1 protein-coding gene and 2 pseudogenes are annotated in these 2,227 nt (G+C 63.6%); 2 read left to right on the plus strand and 1 reads right to left on the minus strand.

Annotation, left to right across the window (positions count from 1 at the left end; genetic code table 11):
- Nucleotides 1-191 (plus strand): annotated as a pseudogene (locus G3N99_RS38990) (nitronate monooxygenase); the annotation flags it as partial.
- Between the two features lie 415 nt (nt 192-606).
- Complete coding sequence (locus tag G3N99_RS38995) at nt 607-1,749, plus strand: branched-chain amino acid ABC transporter substrate-binding protein (protein WP_174940039.1); 1,143 nt, start codon at nt 607-609, stop codon at nt 1,747-1,749.
- An 87-nt stretch (nt 1,750-1,836) separates the two neighbouring features.
- Here G3N99_RS38995 and G3N99_RS39000 read toward each other — a convergent pair.
- Nucleotides 1,837-2,227: pseudogene (locus G3N99_RS39000) on the minus strand (MFS transporter); the annotation flags it as partial.

Below are 2,227 nucleotides of genomic sequence, written 5' to 3' on the forward strand. Positions count from 1 at the left end.
CCGCGCCGTATCCGGTGCAGAACGCGCTGACGCAGCCGCTGCGCCAGGCGGCCGCGCGCGCCAATGACGGCGACTACCTGTCGCTGTGGGCCGGGCAGGGCGCACCGCTCGCGCGACGGCGCGGCGATGCGCTGACGACATCGCAGCTCGTTGCCGCGCTCGATGCCGAATGGCGTGCGACAGCGGCCTGAATCGTTCATATCGGACGACGAAACGCGCGTTGTCACGCGCGTTTCATTCAATGATCACGGGCACAAAATACCGAATCGAAATGCCCCCGGATTGTTTTAAAACGACCTTTCATCAAGTCGCCGGGAATTAGCGGAAACCCTTATCCGGCGGGGCTTGCAGCGATATTCGAGTAGTCATTCCAAAGTGCGCATATCGGTAGTGTTACCACTACCCCAAAAAAGTCCCACAAATTAATTTGATCACCTACACTTGCGCGCAAGTACGGACGGGCGGCTGCTAAAAGCGGCGGTTTTCACGTGCTTGAGGCCAAGTGCATGAACGATGCAACCGGCGAATCGTCCAGTGATTGCAACACAGGGATGGCAGCGGGGCACCGGGCGATGGCGTTTATTGGGACCGAAACTGGAGACTTATATGAATATCAAGATGCAAAAGCTGTTGCCGATCACCGCGGCCGCGATGCTGTGCGCTGCAGCTGCAAGCAACGCAGCGGCCGATCAAGTCGTCAAGATCGGCCACGTCGCGCCCTTGACGGGCGGCATTGCACACCTGGGCAAGGACAACGAAAACGGTGCACGTCTCGCAGTCGAGGAGATCAACGCCAAGGGTCTCACGATCGGCGGCCAGAAAATCACGCTGCAACTCGACCCGCAGGATGATGCGGCCGACCCGCGGCAGGCCACGCAGGTTGCGCAGAAGCTCGTCGACGACAAGGTCGTCGCGGTGGTCGGCCACCTGAACTCGGGCACGTCGATCCCGGCCTCGAAGATCTACAGCGATGCGGGCATCGTGCAGATCTCGCCGTCGGCGACCAACCCGGCCTACACGCAGCAGGGCTTCAAGACCACGTACCGCGTGGTGGCGACCGATGCGCAGCAGGGCCCGGCACTCGCGAACTACGCGCACTCGAAGGGCATCAAGAGCGTGGCCGTGGTCGACGATTCGACCGCGTACGGCCAGGGTCTCGCGAACGAGTTCGAGAAGAAGGCCAAGGCGCTCGGCCTGAAGGTCATGTCGCATGACGCGACGAACGACAAGGCGGTCGACTTCCGCGCGATTCTGACCAAGATCAAGGGCGAGAATCCGGACGCGATCATGTACGGCGGCATGGACGCCACCGGCGGCCCGTTCGCGAAACAGGCGAAGCAGCTCGGCCTGCGCGCGAAGATCTTCGCGGGCGACGGCGTGTGCACGGAAAAGCTGGCCGACCTGGCCGGCGACGCGACCGACAACGTAGTGTGCTCGGAAGCCGGTGCTTCGCTCGAGAAGATGTCGGGCGGCGCAGCGTTCAAGGCGAAGTACGAGAAGCGCTTCGGCCAGCCGATCCAGATCTACGCACCGTTCACGTATGACGCCGTGTACATCATCGTCGATGCGATGAAGCGCGCGAACTCGACGGATCCGGCGAAGATCCTCGCCGCGATGCCGACGACGAACTACTCGGGCGTGATCGGCACGACGACCTTCGACTCGAAGGGCGACCTGCAGCACGGCGTGATCTCGCTGTACAACTACAAGAACGGCAAGAAGTCGCTGCTCGACGAAGTGAAGATGTAACGAAACAAGCGGTCAACAGAAGGGGTGAAAACGCGCATGCGGCAACGCATGCGCGTTTTCTTTTGGGCCGGCGCCTGCCGCGCCCCGTCAGATCTTCAGCCGCGTGAGCACCTTGGGCGCAACGGCCGCGACGAGCGCCGCGCACAGCGCGACGACGGACAGGCCGATCGTCAGGTTCGAGGCCTGCGCGACGGCGCCGATCACGACCGGACCGAACAGCATGCCGAAATACGCGAGCCCGGCCACGTGCGCGAGCCCTTCGGCCGCATGGATGCCTTTCACGCGCGCGGCGGCCGCGAACAGCACCGGCATCATGTTCGCGAGGCCGAGGCCCATCAGTGTGAAGCCGGTCAGCACCGTGACCGAATACGGCAGCAGCAGCGCTCCGATCATCCCCGCGCAGGCGAGCGACGCGCTCGCGAACACGAGCTGCGGTGCGCCGAAGCGGGCACGCACGGCGTCGCCCGCGAAGCGCGCG

Source organism: Burkholderia sp. Ac-20392 (assembly GCF_017104585.1).
Classification (GTDB): domain Bacteria; phylum Pseudomonadota; class Gammaproteobacteria; order Burkholderiales; family Burkholderiaceae; genus Burkholderia; species Burkholderia lata.